The sequence below is a fragment of the Sphingobacteriaceae bacterium GW460-11-11-14-LB5 genome, from assembly GCA_002151545.1.
Lineage (GTDB): Bacteria > Bacteroidota > Bacteroidia > Sphingobacteriales > Sphingobacteriaceae > Pedobacter.
In genome coordinates this window covers 6166806-6182066 of the sequence record CP021237.1, presented here as the reverse complement: position 1 = coordinate 6182066, position 15261 = coordinate 6166806, and the positions used below count along the sequence as shown (strand labels likewise).

The 15261-nt window shown below is 38.7% G+C and carries 17 protein-coding genes; 3 read left to right on the top strand and 14 right to left on the bottom strand.

All coding sequences use genetic code 11. From position 1 onward, the window contains the following. Positions 1–553: 553 nt before the first annotated feature. Together CA265_25460 and CA265_25455 are read right to left on the bottom strand one after the other, a co-directional pair. On the bottom strand, positions 554–2101 hold the full coding sequence (locus CA265_25460) for a methylmalonyl-CoA mutase (GenBank protein ARS42827.1): 1548 nt from the start codon (positions 2099–2101) through the stop codon (positions 554–556). 162 nt (positions 2102–2263) lie between these two features. Further along, a complete protein-coding gene (locus CA265_25455; GenBank protein ID ARS42826.1) occupies positions 2264–2794 on the bottom strand; it encodes a hypothetical protein in 531 nt (176 codons plus the stop codon). 92 nt (positions 2795–2886) lie between these two features. On the opposite strand from CA265_25455, the gene CA265_25450 reads away from it, so the two are divergent. Both CA265_25450 and CA265_25445 read left to right on the top strand, forming a co-directional pair. Beyond that, positions 2887–3240 carry an iron-sulfur cluster assembly accessory protein gene (locus CA265_25450; GenBank protein ARS42825.1) on the top strand — a complete coding sequence of 118 codons (354 nt, stop codon included), beginning with the start codon at positions 2887–2889 and terminating at the stop codon, positions 3238–3240. Between the two features lie 163 nt (positions 3241–3403). Continuing rightward, positions 3404–4633, top strand: a complete 1230-nt coding sequence (locus CA265_25445) for an ABC transporter (protein ID ARS42824.1) — start codon at positions 3404–3406, stop codon at positions 4631–4633. Between the two features lie 87 nt (positions 4634–4720). On the opposite strand, the gene CA265_25440 is transcribed toward CA265_25445, so the two are convergent. The 5 genes from CA265_25440 to CA265_25420 are packed head-to-tail and all read right to left on the bottom strand — an operon-like array spanning position 4721 to position 9460. Then, a complete protein-coding gene (locus CA265_25440; protein ID ARS42823.1) occupies positions 4721–5458 on the bottom strand; it encodes a capsular biosynthesis protein in 738 nt (245 codons plus the stop codon). Positions 5459–5475: 17 nt separating this feature from the next. Further along, on the bottom strand, positions 5476–6033 hold the full coding sequence (locus CA265_25435; GenBank protein ID ARS42822.1) for a hypothetical protein: 558 nt from the start codon (positions 6031–6033) through the stop codon (positions 5476–5478). Beyond that, positions 6034–7056, bottom strand: a complete 1023-nt coding sequence (locus tag CA265_25430; GenBank protein ID ARS42821.1) for a UDP-glucose 4-epimerase GalE — start codon at positions 7054–7056, stop codon at positions 6034–6036. It abuts the gene before it with no gap. 1 nt (position 7057) lies between these two features. Beyond that, complete coding sequence (locus tag CA265_25425; GenBank protein ARS42820.1) at positions 7058–8086, bottom strand: NAD-dependent dehydratase; 1029 nt, start codon at positions 8084–8086, stop codon at positions 7058–7060. A gap of 60 nt (positions 8087–8146) precedes the next feature. After that, positions 8147–9460: a UDP-glucose 6-dehydrogenase gene (locus CA265_25420; GenBank protein ARS42819.1), complete on the bottom strand. Its 1314-nt coding sequence runs from the start codon at positions 9458–9460 to the stop codon at positions 8147–8149. Between the two features lie 161 nt (positions 9461–9621). On the opposite strand from CA265_25420, the gene CA265_25415 reads away from it, so the two are divergent. Further along, positions 9622–10854 carry a 3-deoxy-D-manno-octulosonic acid transferase gene (locus CA265_25415; protein ID ARS42818.1) on the top strand — a complete coding sequence of 411 codons (1233 nt, stop codon included), beginning with the start codon at positions 9622–9624 and terminating at the stop codon, positions 10852–10854. Here CA265_25415 and idnK read toward each other — a convergent pair. From idnK to CA265_25380, 7 genes are all read right to left on the bottom strand, one after another. Further along, positions 10832–11338, bottom strand: coding sequence for a gluconate kinase (gene idnK / locus CA265_25410; protein ARS42817.1), 507 nt, complete (start codon positions 11336–11338; stop codon positions 10832–10834). The genes CA265_25415 and idnK overlap by 23 nt on opposite strands. Positions 11339–11344: 6 nt before the next feature. Further along, positions 11345–12355, bottom strand: coding sequence for a ferrochelatase (locus CA265_25405; GenBank protein ID ARS42816.1), 1011 nt, complete (start codon positions 12353–12355; stop codon positions 11345–11347). A gap of 260 nt (positions 12356–12615) precedes the next feature. Beyond that, complete coding sequence (locus CA265_25400) at positions 12616–13242, bottom strand: fatty acid desaturase (protein ARS43129.1); 627 nt, start codon at positions 13240–13242, stop codon at positions 12616–12618. An 81-nt stretch (positions 13243–13323) separates the two neighbouring features. Continuing rightward, complete coding sequence (locus CA265_25395; GenBank protein ARS42815.1) at positions 13324–13866, bottom strand: cysteine hydrolase; 543 nt, start codon at positions 13864–13866, stop codon at positions 13324–13326. Between the two features lie 31 nt (positions 13867–13897). Further along, positions 13898–14749 (bottom strand): 4-hydroxy-3-methylbut-2-enyl diphosphate reductase, encoded by an 852-nt coding sequence (locus CA265_25390; GenBank protein ARS42814.1) that lies wholly within the window; start codon positions 14747–14749, stop codon positions 13898–13900. Positions 14750–14765: 16 nt separating this feature from the next. Further along, positions 14766–15047, bottom strand: coding sequence for a Txe/YoeB family addiction module toxin (locus tag CA265_25385; protein ARS42813.1), 282 nt, complete (start codon positions 15045–15047; stop codon positions 14766–14768). After that, complete coding sequence (locus CA265_25380; protein ID ARS42812.1) at positions 15029–15238, bottom strand: hypothetical protein; 210 nt, start codon at positions 15236–15238, stop codon at positions 15029–15031. The genes CA265_25385 and CA265_25380 overlap by 19 nt, the downstream gene beginning before the upstream one ends. Between the last annotated feature and the right edge of the window lie 23 nt (positions 15239–15261).

Sequence of the window (15261 nt, the reverse complement as noted above, 5' to 3'; positions counted from 1 at the left end):
TGCGATTTCTATAATTTATTGGTTTACAGTGCCTATTCGAATTAAAGGGATGGTCCGTTTAGGGACTACGAATATTGAGAAAATTATCAACATTTTAAACAAAAATTTCAAATAAATCGTAACGTACTGATAAGGAATATAGTAGCCCGCTTAACCTCAATTTTTTATGTTGATAACTATTTATTAACACTGGTTATCCACATTAACCATTATTTAACATCAATATACCCTCATCACTTCGAATCGCTGTTGAAAAAGCAAAATCTAAGCCATTTTAGGCACTAGTTAAGCGTTTTAGTCTTTTTATTAGTCGAATTAACTGAAAATCAAAGCCATAAGATAAATAAATTAATATTAATTTAAGCCAATCGTTCAAATCGATTTTAGATTAATTCATTATGCCTTATTTTTGTATGAATTTTACGACAATTCAACTCCTTAAATTTGAGATCAGTGAATAAGATATTTGTTCATTTTATTACCCCTTCATCAAAAGCAGCATGCCTTTAATTTTGACCTGAAATGAAACACCAATCAGGTTGCCGAAGCTTTGTTAGTAAACGCCAAAAGTACCCCTAAACACATCTGCAATTTCGCCAAGCGTAGCATACTTTTCAACCGCATCTATAATCAATGGCATTAAGTTAGTTTCGCCTTTGGCCGCTTCATGCAAACTTTGCAATGCTTTTTCTACGGCATCATTATCACGGGTGGTTTTTAAAATTTCCAGTTTTTCAGATTGCAGCTTACGGATAGAATCATCAATATTAAAAACTTCGGTCAAACCTTCTTCCTCCTGGGTAAACTTATTTACCCCTACTGAGATCCTTTCGCCGCTTTCGATTTCTTTTTGATACTGATAAGATGCACCGGCAATCTCATTTTGCATGTAGTCGCTTTCGATGGCATTAACCGAGCCACCCATAGCGTCTATCCGATCGATATAAGCCCAGGCAGCCGTTTCTACTTCATCGGTTAGGTTTTCTACAAAGAATGATCCTGCCAATGGATCTACGGTATCGGTAACACCGCTCTCGAAGGCAATGATCTGCTGGGTACGTAAAGCAATTTTTGCAGCCGATTCCGTTGGAAGCGAAAGTGCTTCATCGTAACCATTGGTATGCAGGGATTGAGTTCCGCCAAGAACGGCCGCCATAGCCTGATTGCTTACCCTGATTACATTGTTTAACGGCTGTTGTGCAGTTAAGGTTGAACCTCCGGTTTGGGTATGAAATCTGAGCATCTGTGCTTTTTCGTCTGTGGCCCCCAAATCTTTGGTAATTTTGGCCCACATGCGCCTTGCGGCCCTAAATTTTGCTATTTCTTCAAAGAAATTATTGTGGCAATTGAAGAAGAACGACAAACGTTTCGCAAATACATTAATATCTAAACCTTTATCCAGCGCTGCTTTTAAATAGGTTTTACCGTTCGCCAATGTAAAAGCAAGTTCTTGCACCGCGGTAGATCCGGCCTCGCGAATATGGTAGCCGGATATAGAAATGGTATTCCACTTCGGCACTTCTTTGCTGCAGAACTCAAAAATATCGGTAATTAATCGCATCGATTGTTTTGGCGGATAAATATAAGTTCCCCTCGCCGCATATTCTTTTAAGATGTCGTTCTGTATCGTGCCTGAAATCTGTTTTAAATCTGCACCTTGTTTTTTGGCCAGCGCAATATACATGGCCAACAAAATTGAAGCCGTTGCATTGATTGTCATCGAAGTGGTAATGTCTTTCAGCTGAATACCATCAAATAGAATTTCAATATCCTTTAACGAATCGATAGCCACGCCCACCTTACCCACCTCGCCATCGGCCATTTCATGATCAGAGTCGTAACCAATTTGCGTTGGAAGATCAAAAGCAACAGATAAGCCCGTTGTTCCCTGCGCCAATAAATAATGGTAACGCTTGTTTGATTCTTCAGCGGTCGAAAAGCCTGCATACTGCCGCATTGTCCATAAACGGCCCCGGTACATATCCTTCTGAATCCCCCTGGTAAAGGGAAATTCGCCCGGCAGCTCTTCCATCGGCTTCGCTTTGGTGTACAGCGCTTTGATTTCAATGCCTGAGGTGGTGGTGTGCTTCTTTTCGCTCATAATAAGTTAGTTCATTGGTTCAATAGTCATTGGTTCATTAGTACGGCAAGTTGCGTAACTGTTTGAAACTGGTTAATTGGTTAACAGCCTAACGAAAAATTATTATTCGAATTCCAAGGATTCGCAGCTAACCGATTTAAACAATTAACCAGTTAACCTTCCTTAAAACAGCTTATGGATGTCTTTTTTAATCAGTTCGATGGTTAAATCGTAAGGGTTTTCATCTTTACTGGCCATGTGCTGTAAAATTGCCTTGCTGAGTTCAATCCCATTTGCATCGGCAGGTAAACCTTGTACGGCATTATTAATCATGGCAATGGTATCGTCCTTTAATTTTCGCACCACAGTCCAGGTTACGCTATCTACATACAACTGCTGGGTAATATTATGCTGGTACTCCGAGCGAATTTCGTTTAAGATACCAGCTTGTAAAGTACCAATGCCAATTCCTTGCTGGTGCAGGCGAACAAGCAAATTAGCGGGGTTAATCCGGTCGATAAATATGATTAAACGTTCGTGTGCCTGTAAACGTAAGGGCAAAATATGCGCCCGGCTTTCTTTGTTCAGCTCGATCGTTTTTAAGTCAAAGAAACGCTGGATATCGTTCCTTAGAATGTAATAAAGGGCGATTAGCGCAGCGAAAATGCCTGCAAATAAGACAACTATATCAACTAAAATTTGTTGGGTATTCATAAGTATTGTTTAATTACGGTAATATTAACAGACCGTTAAAAGCAAAAATGTGCATTATTATTTATATTTGTAACAGATAAAATTTAAATAACATGAGCACAACAGTTGATACAGCATTTGCACCCGTTACTTTTTCAGAAGGAGCAGCCAAAGAGTTATATAAATTAAGGGATCAGCAGGAGATTAGTGAAGATTACGGATTACGCGTAGGCGTAGAGGGTGGCGGCTGTGCTGGCATGAATTACGTTTTAGGTTTTGATCAGAAAAAAGATGGCGATCAGGAATTTTTTATTGATGGCATTAAAGTTTTCATGAACAAAGCACACCAGATGTATTTAATGGGCATGATGATCGACTGGCAGGATGGATTAAATTCTCGTGGTTTTACTTTCGTTAATCCTAATGCAACCAGCACTTGTGGCTGTGGCACGAGTTTCTCGGCATAAATAAAATATTATTGTAACATATAGTGCAGTCCCCTTGTCTAAACATCGGGACTTTTTTTATTTTTACCCATAGAGGTTGAAGGCAAAAGGTATAGGGTATAAGGTTAATCCATCTTAATACTTGATACTCAATACTTGATCCGATACTTGATACTTACAATAAATGAATTACAGAGAAAACATCAGACTGGCATTAGAATCTATTAAAGCGAACCGCTTGCGTACTATGCTTACCGCCTTAATTATTGCCATAGGTTTAATGGCTTTGGTTGGGATTTTAACCACTCTGGATGCTGTAAAGAAAAGTATGACCGATGCTTTTAGTAGCATGGGCGCCAACTCTTTTACCATCAGAAACCGCGGCACGGGGATTAGAATTGGAAATGGTAAACGGCCAAAACCTTTTAAAGCCATCCGCTATGAAGATGCCGTTAAGTTTAAAGATAGCCTGAATACCCCTGCAACCGTTGCGGTAAGTGTATTTGCCAGTGGAGGTTCTACCATCAAATACGGCAGTTTAAAAACAAATCCAAACATTAACGTTCAGGGTATAGATGAAAACGGTTTAGCCTCGCAAGGTCTAAATTTATCACAAGGAAGAAATTTTAGTGTTTCCGAAATCCAACTCGGGAGCAACGTTTGTATTGTTGGGGGTGAAGTGGTTGAAAAATTGTTCAAAGATTCAGATCCCCTGGATAAACTGATTAATGTAGGTAATAACCGTTTTAAAATTGTTGGCATATTAGAGAAAAAAGGCTCGAGTATGGGCTTTAGCGGCGACAGGGCGGTCTATGTGCCTTTGCTAAAAGCCAAGCAAATTAACGCCAATGCCAATCCATCTTACACCATCACCGTAATGGTGCCTAGCAACGAGATGCAGGAAAACATTATTGGCGAATCTACTGCGCTATTCAGAAATATCCGCAAGGTAAAGGTGAACGAAACCAATAATTTCGAGATTACCAAGAGTGATGCCATTGCGCAAACATTATTCGAAAATCTGGCCTTTGTGGCTATTGGTGGGGTTGCTATTGGAATTATTACCCTGATTGGCGCCTCCATTGGCTTAATGAATATCATGCTGGTTTCCGTTACCGAACGTACACGCGAAATTGGTATCCGTAAAGCGATCGGCGCAAACCCAAAGGTAATTCGTCACCAGTTTTTAATTGAAGCAGTCGTAATCTGTTTAATGGGTGGTGCCCTGGGTATTTTTCTGGGAATAGTTTTAGGCAACCTGATCTCCCTCGCTATGGGTGGTGCCTTCTTGATCCCATGGCTATTTATTATCGGCGGTTTTGTATTATGTGTATTTGTAGGAATTCTGTCGGGATATTATCCTGCTAAAAAAGCATCAAAGCTAGATCCTGTGGAGGCATTGAGATATGAGTAATGTTAAATCGGTTAATTGTTTAAACTGGTTAACTGCTGGAGGCTCTATACAATTAACCGATTAACCAATTTAAACAGTTAACCCAATTTAAAGCAACGCATTAATAAGCTGATGTTGCGTAAGCAATTGTTGCATTAATGGTGTGCTAAGGCTATCTTCGAGTGCTTCAGCATGCTTTAAATGATGCATATCGCTGCCTATAAAATCGACCATATGGTTTTCCACCATTTCTCCTGCTACTTTTTTTGCCCCAGCACCATAATAACCGGTTAAAGCAATACCGTTCATTTGCAACAGGCAACCAGTTTCTCTAATCTGGTGATAGCTTTCGAAAGCATTGTAGTAATAGGGATACCGCTCAGGGTGGGCCAGAACAGGCTTGTATCCGGCATCCTGCATCATCTTTATAAAATCGATCAGGTTCTGAGGTGCATTGATATAAGATAATTCAAACAAAAGATAATTATTTCCAAAAGTTAACACCTCTTTTTGTCTGATTTTTTTCTCTAAGGTTTCATCCAGGTAATATTCGGCAGCGGCATCAACTTCGAGATCCAGTTCAATTTCCTGCAAGCCTTTTCGCAAGGTATCCAGACCACGGTTAATGGTATCGGGTGTATTTCGAAAATAATCGGCCATGATGTGTGGTGTGGCAATCAGTTTCTTATAACCTAAAGCTTTAAATTTTTTGGCCAAAAGGAAAGAATCTTTAAGCGTTTGCGCGCCGTCATCAATCCCTGGAATAATGTGCGAGTGCATATCTGTTCCAATACCGGAGAAATTAAATTCGGGTGCTATTTTTTTCTTTTTAAATAATCCGAACATAATGGTAGGTCATAACTTTAACTGATCTCTTTGGGCAAATTGCTTGCCTCTGCTGCGCCTGCTAATTTAGAAGAATAGATTTTAGCTAACAAATTATTTAAGTCTTCGCTTAAATCGAACTGCAGGTCTTCGTGTAGTTTTTTGAATTTATTTAAGGTTACCGCGACAGTTTTTAAGTAAAAAATACTAAAAAGCATCATAAAATCGCGGTAACCAAAAATTGATTTCTTATAATCAAAAGGGATGGCATTGAGGATAAACAATTTTAGTTCTACCTCGCCAACCGGATCTTTTGTTACTTTATAAAAATGGTTAACCGAGGTGATCATCTTCCGAACTTTTACCAAAGCTTCTTTAGCATTTAGTTTTTTCAGTTCCAGCACCTGTTCTTCCACATCAGCTTTAATCCTTTCTTTCCGATCATCTAAATCGGTGGCATCTTCTAACAATTTGTAATGAAGATGTTCGGTAAGCACTTTATCTTTAGCCACCAAACGCAGCAATAGCTTGTCTTTTTCTTTAACAGGCAATTCTGTTATGGCAGTTTTTAAATCTTTGTGCTCCGATAATTTCATTTAAAAAGGGTTAGCCTTAATGTATTTTTCCCATTCCCAGGCAGAACGCATCATCTCATTGATATCAAGATTAGCTTTCCAGCCCAGTTCGTTATTCGATTTTTGAACATCGCCATAAATCTGAACAATATCACCTGCTCTTCTTGGTCCGATTTTATAATCAAGCTTTTCTCCGTTCACTTTTTCGAAAGCTGCAATAATTTCTAAAACAGAAGAACCTTTACCTGTACCGATATTGAAAACATCGTAATTACCGTTAGGGTTTCCTTCTTCTAATTTTTTTATGGCAGCAACGTGTGCTTTTGCCAGATCAACCACATGGATATAATCGCGGATAGCAGAACCATCAGGGGTATCGTAATCATCACCGTAAACGGTAATCGGACCACGTTTGCCAATTGCCGATTGCGTAATGAAAGGAACAAGGTTTGCAGGCACACCATTTGGCAACTCGCCAATCAAAGCAGTTTCGTGTGCACCAACCGGGTTAAAATAACGCAAAGCGATAATATTTAACGCTGGTGTTACGGCTGCTGTTTCTGCTAATATTTCTTCAGCAATCTGCTTGGTATTTCCATAAGGAGATTCAGCCTTCTGTACTGGTGCCGCCTCAGTTACCGGTAACGTTTCTGGCTGTCCATAAACGGTACAAGATGAAGAAAATACAAAATTTATCTTTCTGTTAAACGAGGTTAACAGGTTAATTAAACCGTAAAAATTGTTTTTATAATATTTTAAGGGCTGTTCTACCGATTCGCCTACAGCTTTTGATGCTGCAAAATGGATAATTCCATCAATGTCGGTATGGTTTTCTGCAAATTCCTGAACCGCCCTGTCATCCTGCAGATCGATTTCATGAAAATCGAACCATTTGCCAGTGATGGCATGAAGCTGGGTTAAAATTTTGATATTCGAGTTAGAAAGGTTGTCTACAATCACAACTTCGTAACCTGCGTTGTGTAATTCTACTGCGGTGTGCGAACCTATGTATCCTGTTCCACCGGTAACTAATATTTTTGCCATTTTAACGGTTAAATGTGGTAAAATCTTTATGATCTATCTTTTCCAAAGCCTCTGCAGGCAATGATTTAAAATATTCGTATGTAATTTTCAATCCTTCGGCACGGCCTACTTTTGGCTCCCATCCCAGTATCGTTCTCGCTTTGGTTATATCCGGCCTGCGCTGTTTAGGATCATCCTGCGGAAGTTCTTTATAAACGATTTTCTGCGTGGTACCTGTAAGCTTGATAATTTCCTCACAGAACTGCTTGATGGTGATTTCATCCGGGTTACCAATGTTTACCGGCTGCGCATAATCGCTCATCAATAAACGGTAAATCCCTTCTATCAGGTCATCAACATAACAGAAAGAACGTGTCTGACTTCCGTCACCAAATATAGTTAAATCTTCGCCTCTTAAAGCCTGTCCGATAAATGCAGGTAAAACACGGCCGTCATTCAGGCGCATTCGCGGCCCGTAGGTATTAAAAATCCTAACAATCCGGGTTTCTACGCCATGGAAAGTATGGTAGGCCATGGTAATGGCTTCCTGAAAACGTTTGGCCTCGTCGTAAACCCCACGCGGACCAACCGGATTTACATTGCCCCAATATTCCTCAGGCTGAGGATTTACATTTGGATCTCCATAAACTTCAGAGGTTGATGCAATCAGCATCCTCGCATTTTTATTACGGGCAAGCCCCAAAAGGTTATGCGTACCTAATGAACCTACTTTAAGTGTCTGGATCGGGATTTTAAGGTAATCGATCGGACTTGCAGGTGAAGCAAAGTGTAAAATGTAATGAAGTTTGCCTGGAATATGCACAAATTTGGAAACATCGTGATTGTAAAACTCGAAATTCTCCAGCTTGAACAAGTGTTCGATATTTGCCATATCACCCGTAATCAGATTATCCATTCCGATAACGTGATAGCCCTCTTTCACAAAACGATCACAAAGGTGTGAGCCTAAAAATCCGGCTGCACCTGTAATCAATATTCTTTTTTTCGCCCCTACATCCCCTGAAGGGGACTTTTCCTTTCTTTCGTTCATATTCTTTTTTTTAAAAACGCCCTTAAACTGCGCATTGTGCTTAGTCTCCCCTTCAGGGGGCTAGGGGGTTAATAGTTTTCTACCTATGCTGTTATAATAATAGCCAAGATCGATCATTTTTTGCAAATCGTACAAATTTCGACCGTCGAAAACCACTTTATTTTTTAAAATGTTATCAATTTTTTCAAAATCAGGATTACGGAAAACCGACCACTCCGTCGCAATCAACAGTGCATCAGCACCTTCCAAAGCTTCGTACTGGTTTTTAGCATAATTTACCTGATCGCCAATAACATTTTTAACATTGGTCATCGCTTCCGGATCGAATACGGTAACGGTAGCACCATTCTTAACCAGTGCATCGATAATATATAAGGCCGGTGCCTCACGGATATCGTCGGTTTCTGGTTTAAAAGCCAAACCCCAAAGTGCAAAATGTTTGCCTTTTATATCACCTTTATAATATTTCAACACCTTATCAACAAGGATGGTTTTTTGTCTTTCGTTAACCTCCATTACCGATTTCAGGATCTGAAAATCGTAAGCATAATCATCAGATGATTTTACCAAAGCCTGAACATCTTTCGGAAAACAGGAACCGCCGTAACCTACGCCCGGAAAAAGGAAACGTTTACCGATACGGTCGTCAGAACCTATGCCTCTTCTTACCGAATCAACATCAGCACCTACCAGTTCGCAAAGGTTGGCAACCTCATTCATAAAGGTAATTTTGGTGGCAAGGAAAGAGTTTGCTGCATATTTGGTCAGTTCAGAAGAACGCTCATCCATAAAAAGAATTGGATTCCCCTGACGTACATAAGGACCATATAATTCAGTCATTAACTTCTTCGCTTTTTCGCTTTTAGTTCCTAACACAACGCGGTCAGGTTTCATAAAGTCATCAACAGCTACCCCTTCTCTTAAAAACTCCGGGTTCGAAACTACATCCACTTCAACTGAGGTATTTTCGGCAAAAACAGCCTTTACCTTATCTGCCGTTCCAACCGGAACAGTTGATTTATTTACGATCACCTTATATTCAGTAATCAGTTTGGAAATATCTTTTGCAGCACCTAAAATATAAGAAAGATCGGCAGCACCATCTCCACCAGGAGGCGTTGGCAAAGCCATAAAAATAATTTGCGCATCTTTTACGGCATCTGCCAGATTTGTAGTAAAAGTTAACCTTTCCTGTTCTATATTTCTATGGAACAAAAGATCTAAACCAGGCTCGTAAATCGGCACTTCGCCAGCCTGCATTTTTTTTACCTTCGCTTCATTAATGTCAACACATATTACATCATTTCCTGTTTCTGCTAAACAGGTTCCGGTAACTAAACCTACGTATCCGGTACCAATAACGGCTATCTTCATCTGTTATAATTTACTTTTAGCTTTATTTTTAGCTGCTATGGAGCATGATGGCTTGTCTTTTTATTATACTGAATGATAGGCCAATCGTGAGGTCTCCATATATTTTTAAGCTTTTTAAATATATTCGTTTTATCTTGGCACGAAGATATGAAATTACACTAATGCTTTTGCTTTACATAATCGGAATTCGGCTTTACATTTTTCTCATCAGGATATTTTCATTATTCAATCCTAAGGCTAAACTGTTTATAAACGGCCGTAAAAATACCTATACACAAATTGCCCAGAAAATTAATCCGAATGAAAAACACATATGGTTTCATTTTGCCTCTTTGGGCGAATTTGAGCAAGGCCGCCCGGTTTTAGAAAAACTAAAAAACCTTTATCCGGCGAAGAAAATTGTAGTTACTTTTTTCTCTCCTTCGGGATATGAGATCAGAAAAAATTATGCCCTGGCAGATGTATTTTACCTTCCGATTGATACGGCGGCCAATGCCAAACGGTTTATAGCAAGTATTAATCCCGAAATGGCCATTTTTACCAAATATGAATTTTGGCATTTTTATTTTAAAGAATTGAAGGATCGGCATATTCCTTTATATGTGATTTCTGGAATTTTCAGAGAAAACCAGGCTTTTTTTAAATGGTATGGTGGCTTTTACCGCAATATTTTAAAATCTGTTACTTACTTTTTCGTACAAAATAAAGAAAGCGAAAATCTTTTAAAATCAATCGGATTAAATAATGTAACGATAAACGGCGATACGCGTTTCGACCGTGTTTATGAAAATGCTCAATCGCCCAAACAGCTTAGCCTGATCGAAAGTTTTATTGGCAACTCCCCTACTTTAATTTGCGGAAGTACCTGGCCTGAAGATGAAAAAATATTATCGGCTTTGCCTGAAAAATACCCCAACTGGAAGTTTATCATTGCCCCACACGAGATCCATGAAAGCCATATTGAGAGTATCGAGAAACAGTTTTCAATTAACAGTTTACGGTTTTCAGTTTTTAGTTCGTCTGATCAAACGCTAAACGCTAAACACCAAACGCTCATCATCGATAACATCGGCATGTTGTCTTCTCTATACCAATATGGAAAAGTAGCCTATATAGGTGGTGGTTTCGGGACGGGGATACACAACACTTTAGAAGCCGCAGCTTTTGGATTACCTGTAATTTTCGGACCGAAATACGATAAATTTCAGGAAGCGAAAGATTTAATTGCCATAGGTGCAGCTAAAAGTATTTCTTCTGTTGAGGAATTGATCAGGGCTTTTGAAGGCTTTATTGAAAATAAAAATGCTGCCGACCAGGCTAAAAGATATGTTGTGGATAAAAAAGGTGCAACCGATCAGATTATTTCGATGATTACGAAATCAGATCAGCCTTAACAATTTCATTAACGATCTCAGGAATGCTTTGATCGATTAAGACCGTTACGACATCCCCTTCATCTGCCAGTGGTTCTTCTAAGGTTTCAAACTGGCTTTTCAATAAACTAGCGGGCATATATTGATGAGAACGTTTAGCAATCCGATCGTGGATTAAACCGAAACTTCCTTGCAGGTAAACGAACCGAATTGACGGATTATCATTTCTTAATAGATTGCGATATGATTTTTTCAGTGCAGAACAGGCAATAATACAGCTTGTACCATGGGCAACATGTTCGCGGCCAACTTTCGCAATCAGCTGCAGCCAATCTAAACGATCGGCATCTGTTAACGGAATTCCGGCAGCCATTTTATCTACATTCCGCTGTGAATGGAGATTATCACCATCGATAAATTCGGCATTTATTTTTGGCGCCAAAGCTTTTCCAATGACGGTTTTACCACTTCCCGAAACACCCATTAAAATGATAAAACCCGCCATATTAAACTATTTAACCATTCCGGCCAAAGCCTCGATAAACACCGGACTATCATTTAAACTTTCTACCAACTGAACATGGTCTCCACCCAAAGCTTTAAACTCTTCGTGGTACTCTACCGTGATTTCGTAAAGTGTTTCCAGACAATCGGCCACAAAAGCCGGACTAAAAACCAAAAGGCGTTTTTTACCTTCGGCAGCCAGTTTCTTCAACACATCAGTGGTATAAGGCTGTACCCATGGTTCTTTACCTAAACGCGATTGAAAACAAACGGTATATTGATCTTTCGATAAGTTTAATTCTTTGGCGATTAACCTTGCGGTATCATGCCCTTGTGCAGAATAACAGAATTTATTGGTATCGTTTAATGTCTGGCAGCAATCGGCGCTTTTTAAGCAGTAACTTCCGGTGTGATCGCATTTTAACAGTTGACGCTCAGGTAATCCATGGAAGCTGAACAAGACGTGATCATAACTTTCTACATGATGCTTTTTAGCATTTTCTGCAAAAACTTTAATCATCAATTCGTTATCGTGGAATGAGTTAACAAACGAAATTGGCGGAACCGTTGGCCACTTGCTCACCAGTTCCATCACCAGCTGCATTACCGAACCGGTACTGGCAGAAGCATATTGAGGGAACATCGGGATGACCTGTATACTTTCTACCAGGCCTGCCTTTAAATTTGCCAATGCCGATTCTATTGAAGGGCTTTGGTAACGCATGGCTAATTCTACATGGTAATCGCTACCTAATCTTTCCTGAAGCATTTTAGCCTGCAACCTGCTGTAATACAATAGTGGCGAACCATTTTCATTCCAGATTTCTTTATATAGCTTAGCAGTTTTAGGACTACGGAATGGAACAATAATACCTTTAACTAATAATGTTCTGTTGAGTTTAGGAATATCGATTACCCGTTCATCCATCAAAAATTGATCTAAATATTTTCTTACATCAGCCGTTGCCGGACTGTCAGGTGTTCCTAAATTTACCAGTAAAATTCCCTTATTGCTCATTTATAAAGAATATGTTTCGTGGCGCAAATATCGCCTTTTTATTGTTTTTTACCTATGTTTAAAATGTGACAGTCGACATTTTTTAGTCAAAAAAAGTATTATTTCTGCTTAAACATTAGAAAAGCAAATCAGTGTGCTGTCTGATGTTACCATCTGACCGTTTGAGCAAATAACATAACAAAGTGCGTTGCCGTTTTATTGACCACCTAAGTCACTTGAGCACAAAAAGCGAAGTTGGTCGCCAGCGCAGGAATATGAGTCTACTTTTTAGTTTTGTGGAGTTGCCACCAGGGCATAGCTGGTTTTTGGTGATGTTCTAAATGATAACCGAAAAAATAACAGGTAATAAAGGCTACAAAATGGTTTTTCTGCAAAGTGGCAGAATGGTATTCGTTATCGTGCTCGCCTTTATGTGGAAGATACGTTCCAAAATAAAACAACTGAAAAGTGCTTAATAATGATGGCAGCACCCAAAACAGCAGTAAATTTCTTTCATCAACCCAGATTTTCAATACGTTGTAAGCTATTGCCATAATCACCAATTGGATTACCGTAACATAATTTAACATGAAACGGAAATACCATTTCCAAAAACCATGTGGTGCAAAATCAGGATCTTCTTCGGTATGTACATGGCGGTGATGCTGGTGGTGTTTTGTGTACAAATGGTTATATAAAAAACCTGCATACAGAAATACAGAAAGATAACCGATAAAATGATTTACTTTTTTATGGGGCGATATGGTTCCATGCATGGCGTCATGAGCGGTAATAAACAAACCGGTGTACAAATGCATCTGTACAAAAACCATCAGATAAACCAAGGGATTGCTCCAGGCAAAATGCCAGGTAAGCAAGAAATAAAGAGAAATAAACCAGCAGGCCATTACGGTTAACGCAACCAGAATTCCGATATATGGATTTATAGTTTTCAATTTACAGTTTTGTCGAGCCAATAACCTTTGTCTTTAAACCAACAAAGTAAACAGATCCTTAGTTTTTACAACCCGAACTTTAAAGTTTGTTGGAGTCATTTCGCGCCATATCCAATTGTAATGTTCAATTACTTTGGGAGCACTTAAATGAGGTCTGTCTGCTGTAGTGTGGGCATCTTCAACAACGGTTACCTCATAATCCTTGCTAACAGCTGATTTAACTGTAGCATCAACACAAAAATCAGTAGCACAGCCTGTTACAAACAATTTTGTAATGCTATTTTCGGTTAATATATCCTGTAGATCAGTATGATAAAATGAATCATTAGCTGATTTTGAGACTATAAAATCATTCGGGTTTATGATTAATTCTGGCAAGAACTCCCAATCGGGGGTATTTGGTAAAAAGATATTTTCTTTTGTGCCATCATGCCGAACGAAAATCACCTTATTATTATTCGTTCTGAAATAATCTGATAATTTATTTATTCTCTCAATTACGCCTGAAGTATCGTAACGCAAAGTGTAAGGTTTAAAACTGCCAACTTGCATATCTATTATTAACAATGCTTTCATTTAAATAATAAATATAATAACGGTTTTCTAATTAGTATTTTTCCAAAGCGGCTTTAACCTTCTCCATGAGCCACATTGGTGTAGAAGTAGCCCCGCAGATGCCAACTTTATCATTTTCATTAAACCAGCTTTGATCTAACTCTTCAACATTAGAGATGAAATAAGAATTATCGTTATGTTTTTTACAAACATCGTAAAGCACTTTTCCGTTTGATGATTTCTTGCCCGATACGAAAACGATCTTGTCATAATGACTTACAAAATCTTCCAGCTCTTCGTAACGGTTAGATACCTGTCTGCAAATGGTGTCGTTAGCCTTAACTTCATAACCACGACTCAATAATTCGTCTTTAATGTGATAGAATTTATCGGTGCTTTTAGTGGTTTGGCTGTATAAGGTAAATTTAGCCGGTAATTCTACATTATCCAGCTCGGCTAAATCCTGAAAAACAATTGCTTTACCATCTGTCTGGCCTTGTAATCCGATTACCTCGGCGTGCCCGTGCTTCCCAAAAATAAGCACCTGCTCATCATCATCATGCGAGTTTTTAATCCTGTTTTGCAGTTTCAGCACCACAGGACAAGAAGCATCTATTAAAGTCAGGTTATTTTCTAAAGCCAGCTGATAAGTTGAAGGTGCTTCACCATGTGCCCTGATCAAAACCTTTTCGTCCCTTAAGTTTTTCAACACTTCGTGATCGATGATTTTTAATCCACGATTGGTTAAACGTTCTACTTCTTCATCGTTGTGAACAATATCGCCGAGGCAATATAAATAACCTTCGTTATCCAGAATATCTTCTGCCATTTCTATGGCATATACTACGCCAAAGCAAAAGCCTGATGATTTATCGATGTTGACCTGTAAGTTTAAATTGCTCATTTTTTCTCAGGATTAGTTATTTATCGTGGTAATGTCCCTTTGCCGAGATTACAAATACTGTAATAATCTCTTCATCGATCCTATATACTAACCTATCTTTTTTATTTATTTGTCTTGACCAATAGCCAGAAAATTCAAATTTTAATTTTTCAGGTTTACCTACGCCTGATGCCGGATGAATACTTAATTCTATAAAAATTTGCTGGAGTTTTTTAATCGAAGCTTTATCTCCTGATTTAAAGATCTCAGCTAATTGTTTTTTAGCTTGATCCGTAATGTCTACAAAATACTTTTCCATATATTTTGAACATCACTAACCCTTGTTAAATGTCCATTTTTCACATCATCTTCACCTTTAGCTATTTCATTTCTAAATTCAGCGCTATAGCTTTTCTCTTTTTTAAAAGTTACATTTAATGCTTGTAACACGGCCTCAACTGCCAAAAGCTGTTTTTTATTTTTAGGCTGTACGATTAGTGTTTCCATCATATAAAATTAATTAAAATAACTTC

Excerpts from the sequence above, each read along its gene's own strand:
- CA265_25460 (ARS42827.1), bottom strand. The coding sequence starts at position 2,101 with ATGAGCGAAAAGAAGCACACCACCACCTCAGGCATTGAAATCAAAGCG.
- CA265_25455 (ARS42826.1), bottom strand. The coding sequence starts at position 2,794 with ATGAATACCCAACAAATTTTAGTTGATATAGTTGTCTTATTTGCAGGC.
- CA265_25450 (ARS42825.1), top strand. The coding sequence starts at position 2,887 with ATGAGCACAACAGTTGATACAGCATTTGCACCCGTTACTTTTTCAGAA.
- CA265_25445 (ARS42824.1), top strand. The coding sequence starts at position 3,404 with ATGAATTACAGAGAAAACATCAGACTGGCATTAGAATCTATTAAAGCG.
- CA265_25440 (ARS42823.1), bottom strand. The coding sequence starts at position 5,458 with ATGTTCGGATTATTTAAAAAGAAAAAAATAGCACCCGAATTTAATTTC.
- CA265_25435 (ARS42822.1), bottom strand. The coding sequence starts at position 6,033 with ATGAAATTATCGGAGCACAAAGATTTAAAAACTGCCATAACAGAATTG.
- CA265_25430 (ARS42821.1), bottom strand. The coding sequence starts at position 7,056 with ATGGCAAAAATATTAGTTACCGGTGGAACAGGATACATAGGTTCGCAC.
- CA265_25425 (ARS42820.1), bottom strand. The coding sequence starts at position 8,086 with ATGAACGAAAGAAAGGAAAAGTCCCCTTCAGGGGATGTAGGGGCGAAA.
- CA265_25420 (ARS42819.1), bottom strand. The coding sequence starts at position 9,460 with ATGAAGATAGCCGTTATTGGTACCGGATACGTAGGTTTAGTTACCGGA.
- CA265_25415 (ARS42818.1), top strand. The coding sequence starts at position 9,622 with ATGCTTTTGCTTTACATAATCGGAATTCGGCTTTACATTTTTCTCATC.
- idnK (ARS42817.1), bottom strand. The coding sequence starts at position 11,338 with ATGGCGGGTTTTATCATTTTAATGGGTGTTTCGGGAAGTGGTAAAACC.
- CA265_25405 (ARS42816.1), bottom strand. The coding sequence starts at position 12,355 with ATGAGCAATAAGGGAATTTTACTGGTAAATTTAGGAACACCTGACAGT.
- CA265_25400 (ARS43129.1), bottom strand. The coding sequence starts at position 13,242 with ATGGCCTGCTGGTTTATTTCTCTTTATTTCTTGCTTACCTGGCATTTT.
- CA265_25395 (ARS42815.1), bottom strand. The coding sequence starts at position 13,866 with ATGAAAGCATTGTTAATAATAGATATGCAAGTTGGCAGTTTTAAACCT.
- CA265_25390 (ARS42814.1), bottom strand. The coding sequence starts at position 14,749 with ATGAGCAATTTAAACTTACAGGTCAACATCGATAAATCATCAGGCTTT.
- CA265_25385 (ARS42813.1), bottom strand. The coding sequence starts at position 15,047 with ATGGAAAAGTATTTTGTAGACATTACGGATCAAGCTAAAAAACAATTA.
- CA265_25380 (ARS42812.1), bottom strand. The coding sequence starts at position 15,238 with ATGATGGAAACACTAATCGTACAGCCTAAAAATAAAAAACAGCTTTTG.